Origin of the sequence: Eggerthella sp. 1_3_56FAA (assembly GCF_000185625.1) — a bacterium.
In the GTDB taxonomy this organism is placed as follows: domain Bacteria; phylum Actinomycetota; class Coriobacteriia; order Coriobacteriales; family Eggerthellaceae; genus Eggerthella; species Eggerthella lenta.
Window position 1 is genome coordinate 400,783 of sequence record NZ_GL622579.1, and the last position, 5,797, is coordinate 406,579.

4 protein-coding genes and 2 pseudogenes are annotated in these 5,797 nt (G+C 68.3%); 2 read left to right on the forward strand and 4 right to left on the reverse strand.

All coding sequences use genetic code 11. The features are described from left to right. From HMPREF1023_RS15615 to HMPREF1023_RS01680, 3 genes and pseudogenes are all read right to left on the reverse strand, one after another. A pseudogene (locus HMPREF1023_RS15615) lies at nucleotides 1–258 on the reverse strand (hypothetical protein); the annotation flags it as partial. Next, complete coding sequence (locus HMPREF1023_RS01675; RefSeq protein ID WP_009304399.1) at nucleotides 255–815, reverse strand: RNA polymerase sigma factor; 561 nt, start codon at nucleotides 813–815, stop codon at nucleotides 255–257. The gene HMPREF1023_RS01675 and the pseudogene HMPREF1023_RS15615, both read right to left, overlap by 4 nt. 222 nt (nucleotides 816–1,037) lie before the next feature. Further along, on the reverse strand, nucleotides 1,038–3,647 hold the full coding sequence (locus tag HMPREF1023_RS01680; RefSeq protein WP_009304400.1) for an RNA helicase: 2,610 nt from the start codon (nucleotides 3,645–3,647) through the stop codon (nucleotides 1,038–1,040). 216 nt (nucleotides 3,648–3,863) lie between these two features. Here HMPREF1023_RS01680 and HMPREF1023_RS01685 point away from each other — a divergent pair, with 216 nt between their 5' ends. Continuing rightward, nucleotides 3,864–4,334: a hypothetical protein gene (locus HMPREF1023_RS01685; protein ID WP_009304401.1), complete on the forward strand. Its 471-nt coding sequence runs from the start codon at nucleotides 3,864–3,866 to the stop codon at nucleotides 4,332–4,334. Nucleotides 4,335–4,461: 127 nt separating this feature from the next. Continuing rightward, on the forward strand, nucleotides 4,462–5,580 hold the full coding sequence (locus HMPREF1023_RS01690) for a hypothetical protein (RefSeq protein ID WP_009304402.1): 1,119 nt from the start codon (nucleotides 4,462–4,464) through the stop codon (nucleotides 5,578–5,580). A 31-nt stretch (nucleotides 5,581–5,611) separates the two neighbouring features. On the opposite strand, the pseudogene HMPREF1023_RS15620 reads toward HMPREF1023_RS01690, so the two are convergent. Then, nucleotides 5,612–5,797, reverse strand: a pseudogene (locus HMPREF1023_RS15620) (branched-chain amino acid transport system II carrier protein); the annotation flags it as partial.

Below are 5,797 nucleotides of genomic sequence, written 5' to 3' on the forward strand. Positions count from 1 at the left end.
CGCCGCGGCTATGATCAGAGCCGCAGGCAACACCGCGCGCGGCACCACGCGCGCCTGCGCAACCGCCAGATCGGCCGCGAGGCGCGCGCTCTTGCGCACCGACCAGGCGGGAGCCTCGAAAGCCGACGGTTCGGCCGCGATGCGCGCCGCGATACGCGCGAACGAAGGCGCGCCAGCGGCGCATTCCCGCTCCTGTCGGCTCAGCGCCTGTTTCATAGTGGCGCTCGCCACGTCCGGCCGTTCTTCCCTCAAGCTCATAGCCGACCTCCCAACGTCTCCTGCATCAGCGCACGCGCACGGGACACGCGCGACTTCACCGTGCCCACCGGCACGTCGGTCACCTGCGCGATCTCCGCGTACGGAAGCTCGTGCAGCCAGGCAAGCCGCACCGTCTCGGCCAACGCGGCCGGAAGCGCGTCCAAGGCGGCCATGATCTCGCCGACTCCCGCCTGCGCCATGAGCGCGTCCGACGGGTCGCCAGCTTCGTCGGCCAGCTGCGTCAAGTCCTCGTCGAGCGGAAGCTCCTCCGGCCGGATCCGCCGCATGCGCATGCACGCCTGGCGCTTTGCGATGCCCAGCAGCCACGTGAGCACCCGGCTGTCGCCCCGGAACGCCGCGGCCGAGCGCCAGCATCCCAGCCATACGTCCACCGCCGCCTCTTCGGCCGCCCCGCGGTCGCCCAGGCGCGCCGAGACGAATGCGAACACGGCGGACGCGTACAGGCTATGCAATTCCTCCAACGCGCCTTCGTCCCCGCGCGCGATCCGCACGAGCGCCGAGCGCGCCAGCGCATCGTCCGCATCCTGCTCGCCCATGCCACCGCCTTTCCGTCTTGTCGCTGCCGATCGCCTTCAACCCCTTAGTAGCGCCGAGAAGCCTCGAGGTTCACCAGTATGGAATGTTTTTCGAAAAAAGGATCCGTCCTGCGGAAACCGATCGCTCTAAGACGCGGAACGGGCCCGGAACAACCGTTCCGGGCCCGTTCCGGAGCCCTGCAGGGAAATCGCGCTCATCCAGAGGCATCTATCGACGCGCCTTCATTCGCCCAGCTCCTCGAAGAAGCCCACGCGGAAGTTTTTGAACACGGCCTCGCCCTCTTCCTGGGTAGCGTCGAGGTCGACGTCGGCCTGGATGGCGAAATCGTGGTCGCCCTCGGGGTCGCTGAATATCTGGCGCACATGCCACACGTGCTCGGCCTGCTCGTCGGCTTCGTCGATGGAAAGGAAGGCTGCGGAGCGCGCGTCGGCGTCGATGGCGATCTGCCCGTGCGCCTCGAAGTACGCGTCGAGGGCGCGCTGCCAGCGCGGCTCGCCGCAGCCCCATTCCGCATCGAGCCTGCCCAGCTCGGCCACACGTCCCTGCGAGGCCAGCCGCACGCGCTGGAACAGCGCGTTGCGCACGAGCACGGTCAGGCCGCGACGGTCGTGCACCACGACGTCGCCCGCCGTCGGCGGCGCGACGTCCACGGCCGCGCCCGCGCTCTCCCACTCGTCCACGAGGCTCGAGTCCACCGAGCGCACCACGAAGCCGAGCCACGCGATGACGTCCGCCAACCGCTCGTCGCGCTTGTCCGCCGGCACCGTGCGATCGAGCACGCGGTAGGCGTCGGACAGGTAGCGCAGAAGCGTCCCCTCCGAGCGCGCGATGCCGTAGCGCTGCACGTAGCCCTTGAAGTCCGACGCGCTCTCCAGCATGTCGCGCAGAACCGACTTCGGCTCCAGCTGGAAGTCGCGCGCCCACGGCACCTCCCGGCAGTAGCGCTCGAACGCCGCGTCCAACAGCTCCTCGAGCGGGCGCGGGTACGTGATCTCGGCGAGGCGCTCCAGGCGCTCCTCGTACTCGATGCCGTCGGCCTTCATGTCCTGCATGGCCTTGTCGCGCGCGGCGCGCTCCTGCGCACGCAGCACCTGGCGCGGGTTCTCCAGCGTTGCCTCGGCCATGGAGATGACGTCGAGGGCGAACGAGTCGCTCTCCGGGTCCAAAAGCTCCAGCGCCGCCAGCAGAAACGGCGACAGCGGCTGGTCGAGCGCGAAGTCCTCCGGCAGGTCCACCGTGCACGCGTACTCGACGACGCCCCCTTCGCCCTCCACCTGCTCGATGACGTCGGCGCTGGTCAGCGTGTCGAATATCTCGTCGGCGCGCACGACGAGCGCCCGCTTCTCCTCGTCGGTCTGAGCCGAGTCGTCGATGAGCTTGCGCACGCGGCCGTACGCGTCGCCGCCCTGCACGACCTCGGACAGCACCATGGAATGGGTGATCTTCATGCGCGGCTTCAGCGTCTCGGGCACCGCTTCTATCAGGCGTTCGAAGGTCTGCTTGTTCCACGTGACGAAGCCCTCGGGCGGCTGCTTCTTCTTGATCTTGCGGATCTTCTTCGGGTCGTCGCCCGCCTTCGCCAGAAGCTTCGCGTTCTCGATGTCGTGCTCGGGCGCCAGCGCCACCACCATGCCCTCGGTGTCGAAGCCGGACCTTCCCGCCCGCCCGACGATCTGATGGAACTCGCGGGCGCGCAGGCGGCGCATCTTGTAGCCGTCGAACTTCGTGAGCTGCGTGAGCACCACGGTATGGATGGGCACGTTGATGCCCACGCCCAGCGTGTCGGTGCCGCAGATGACGGGCAGAAGGCCTTGCTGGGCCAGCTTCTCCACCAGCAGCCGGTAGCGCGGCAGCATGCCCGCGTGGTGCACGCCCACGCCGCTGGCCAGCAGACGCTTGAGCGTCTTGCCGAACGCCGTGGTGAACCGGGTTCCCTTGACGGCCTCCTTGATGAGCTCGCGCTGCTCCTTGGATGCCACGCCGAAGCTCGACAGAGCCTGCGCGGTGGACAGCGCCGCGTCCTGCGCGAAATGCACGAGGTACAGCGGCGCCTCGCCTTTGCGCAGGGCCAGCTCCACCGTGCCCTCCAGCGGCATCTCCACGTACTCGTAGGACAGCGGCACGGGACGCGGGGCGTCGGCTACCACGTCCACGTCGGTCCCGGTTTGGCTCTTGAGGCGAGCCGCGATGGCGCCCACGTCGCCCAACGTGGCGCTCATCAGCAGGAACTGCGTTTTCGGAAGCGTCAGCAGCGGTACCTGCCACGCCCAGCCGCGGTCGGCGTCGCCGTAGAAGTGGAACTCGTCCATGGCCACGCAGCCCACGTCGGCGTCCTCGCCCTCGCGCAGCGCCTGGTTCGCCAGGATCTCGGCCGTGCAGCAGATGACGGGCGCCTCGGCGTTGATGTGCGCGTCGCCCGTGATCATACCCACGTTCTCGCGTCCCAGCACCTCCACGAGATCGAAGAACTTCTCGCTGACCAGCGCCTTGATGGGCGCCGTGTAGTACGAGCGCCTCCCCGTTGCCAGCGCCATGAACTGCATCCCCAGCGCCACCAGCGACTTTCCCGACCCCGTGGGCGTTCCTAGGATCACATGGTCGCCCACCATGAGGTCCATGAGCGCCTCCTCCTGATGGGGCCAGAGCTCTATGCCGCGCGCCGCCGTCCAGTCGAGGAAGCGGTCGAGCGCCGCATCGGGCGTCAACCACGGCTCGGGCTCCGGCTCACCCTCGGCAGGCTCCCACCACGCGGGCGCGAGCCGCCCCAGCGACCCGTGCGCGAAAGCCGCGTCCTCGGGTTCCGACGTTTCTTCTGCTGCGCGCTCGACCATGCGGGAACGACCTCCGGAAATCAGGGATGACGATAAGGTTCCATTCTACCCGCAACCGCCGCCTTCGGACGGCCGCGAACGGGAAAAGAACACGCCGCGCTGCAGGACGCTTCGCTCGCTCGGGATGGCAGATCGCGGCTGCGTCTTTGGTGTCCTTTCGGTGTGGATCCTCCAGCTATGATGGGCGCATTCGGAACGCGAGGAGAGGAGCCGCCCATGCAAGCGACGAACGAGATCAGGAACATCCTGGCGAAAGGCCAGGCGAAAGCCGGAGCGAACCCGTTGGCCGTGCTCGACGGCATCATGAGCGGAGATGCGCTGGAAGCCGTCGTGGGCGGAATCGGCATGGGCGACTCCTCGGCAGCGTACGCCAAGATGGCCAAGCTGCGCACCGAGACGCGCGTCGTGGAGCTGGGCCGCTCCGGCAACGAAGCCTACGACAGGCTGCGCAACGCGGCGGCGCAGATCCGCAAAAGCCTGATCACGCTGCACGAGGCTCCGACGGGCAACCCCTACGTCGCCTACTTCAACAAGGGCATCGTCGCGAACCCCGCCGTCGTCGTCGCCGAACTCGTGTCCACGGGCGGCGGCGCGCGCATCGAGCTCACAGCCTTCACCGCGAAGGTCGGCTTGGTGCAGGGGCACTCGTGCAACGCGGCCATCGACAAGCTGGCCAAGCTGCTGTAGACTCGCCGGCGCGCGAAGCCCGCGATGCGGGCGAGTCCTCCGAAGCCTTCGCCTCGTCGCCGTGTATAATCGCATGCGAACGAAAGCAGCCGGACGTCCTCAGCCGGCCTTGGAGAGAAGGCAGCCCATGAGCTTCGCATTGAACCCCTACACCGCTCCCGACTTCCACCGCGAGCCGCTGGCCGGCGCGCCCGACGCCGTGCTGCTGCCGGCGCCGAAAGACGGCGTGGCGCCAGAAGGCTACCACGCGATGAGCATCTACCCCGAGTACTTCAAGATCGACGGCGCATGGCTGCTCGCGGAAGACAGCCGCATGGACTGCGTTCCCGTCTGCGAGGACGGACGCATCTTCGTGCGCGAGTTCCGCCACATCCGCGCGGGAGATGCCATCGTGTGCGGGCGCACCGAGTCGGGAGAGCAGGGCATCTACGTCCACACGACCGGGTTCGACCCCGCGCCGGACGGCGAAGGCGAGCTGGCCGACGCAGGGCGCCACGCCGACAACTTCGCCTTCCGCTTGGGGCGCTCGCGCGAGACGGCGTTCTCCCGCGAGTACGACGAGCTCTACGAGCTGCTGAAGCACGAGCGCGAACACGGCTACGTCGTGTGGGTGATGGGGCCGGCGTTCTCGTTCAACGGCTTCTCGCGCACGGCGTTCTCCAAGATCATCGAGGCGGGCTACGTCGACGCGGTGTTCGCCGGAAACGCGCTGGCCACGCACGATCTGGAGGGCTCTTACTTCCACACGGCGCTCGGCCAGGACATCGAGACGCAGGAGAACCGCCCGCTCGGCCACTACAACCACCTGGACACCATCAACCGCGTGCGGCTGTACGGCTCCATCGGCCGGTTCATCGAGGAGGAGCAGGTGTCGGGCGGCATCATGCACGCGCTGGAGAAGAAGGGCGTGCCCTACGTGCTGGCCGGCTCCATCCGCGACGACGGCCCGCTTCCGTGCGTGCTGGGCAACGCCTACGATGCGCAGGACGCCATGCGCTCCCACCTGCGCAAAGCCACCACGGTCGTGTGCATGGCCACCATGCTGCACACCATCGCCACGGGCAACATGACGCCATCGTACCGCGTGCTCGCGGACGGCACCGTGCGCCAGGTGTACTTCTACTGCGTGGACATCGCCGAGTTCGCGGTGAACAAGCTCATCGACCGCGGCTCTCTGGCCTCGCGCGGCATCGTGACGAACGTCCAGGACTTCATCGCCAACGTGGCGAAGGGCCTGGGGCTGTAGGGAAAACCGCCACGAATCCGGAGTCGGGCGCTCACGCCCGTCGCGTGCGCCGCCTGCGCTCAGCGAGCGACCACATTGCGCCCGCCGCCGCGCCCGCAATGGCGACCGCAATCCATCCGAGGCCCGCGTCGGCAAGCGGAAGCGCATCGAGGGGCAGCCACGCGCCCGGCGCGAACGCGTCGCGCAGGCCCACGGCCACGCTGAACGCCGCCGTCGC